This is a genomic window from Catenulispora yoronensis (assembly GCF_039531695.1).
Lineage (GTDB): Bacteria > Actinomycetota > Actinomycetes > Streptomycetales > Catenulisporaceae > Catenulispora > Catenulispora yoronensis.
The window spans coordinates 1-1,000 of sequence record NZ_BAAAQN010000150.1; the positions used below are offsets into that span (position 1 = coordinate 1).

At 52.9% G+C, this 1,000-nt stretch carries 1 protein-coding gene and 1 pseudogene; one reads left to right on the forward strand and one right to left on the reverse strand.

Features of this window, described 5'->3' with window-relative positions; genetic code table 11:
- Window positions 1–658 (reverse strand): IS5 family transposase (locus tag ABD481_RS46445; RefSeq protein WP_096738686.1); only part of this gene is annotated, 658 nt, incomplete at its 3' end.
- 106 nt (window positions 659–764) lie between these two features.
- Between ABD481_RS46445 and ABD481_RS46450 the strand changes: the two are divergent.
- Window positions 765–1,000: pseudogene (locus ABD481_RS46450) on the forward strand (5-methyltetrahydropteroyltriglutamate--homocysteine S-methyltransferase); the annotation flags it as partial.

Sequence of the window (1,000 nt, forward strand, 5' to 3'; positions counted from 1 at the left end):
GTTCATCGTGACAGAGCCGGGTATCGTAAGCTCCATCGGCGGCGGCTGACCTGATTTTCCGGTGGGTTTGCCGGATTAACCCGGGGAAGGCCTCTGAGTCCGTAACGTTGTTCAGCGACAGGTCAGCGCAGATGATTTCATGTGTTTTACTGTCAACTGCCAGATGCAGCTTACGCCATATACGACGGCGTTCCTGGCCATGCTTTTTGACTTTCCACTCGCCTTCACCGAAGACCTTCAGCCCGGTGGAATCAATTACCAGGTGTGCGATTTCACCCCGGGTGGGCGTTTTGAAACTGATATTAACCGACTTTGCCCGCCTGCTGACACAGCTGTAATCCGGGCAGCGTAGCGGAACGTTCATCAGAGAAAAAATGGAATCAATAAAGCCCTGCGCAGCGCGCAGGGTCAGCCTGAATACGCGTTTAATGACCAGCACAGTCGTGATGGCAAGGTCAGAATAGCGCTGAGGTCTGCCTCGTGAAGAAGGTGTTGCTGACTCATACCAGGCCTGAATAGCTTCATCATCCAGCCAGAAAGTTATGGAGCCACGGTTGATGAGGGCTTTATTGTAGGTGGGCCAGTTGGTGATTTTGAACTTTTGCTTTGCCACGGAACGGTCTGCGTTGTCGGGAAGATACGTGATCTGATCCTTCAACTCAGCAAAAGTTCGATTTATTCAACAAAACCGTACTGACGTAGAATCTAGGAAATAATGAACTATCACGGTGGGCAACTAACGCGCCCACCGCTAAGGAGACAGCATGCAACGTCAACAGGCCCCGTTCCGCGCAGACATCGTCGGCAGTTTTTTGCGCCCGGACAGCATTAAACAGGCGCGTCAGCAGCTGGCTGAGGGGATTATCGACGCCGCTCAGCTACGCGAGATTGAGAATAACGCGATCCGTCATCTGGTTCAGCAGCAATGCGACTGCGGCCTGCATGTGGTCACCGACGGTGAGTTTCGTCGCGCATGGTGGCATTTCGATTTCTTCGATGG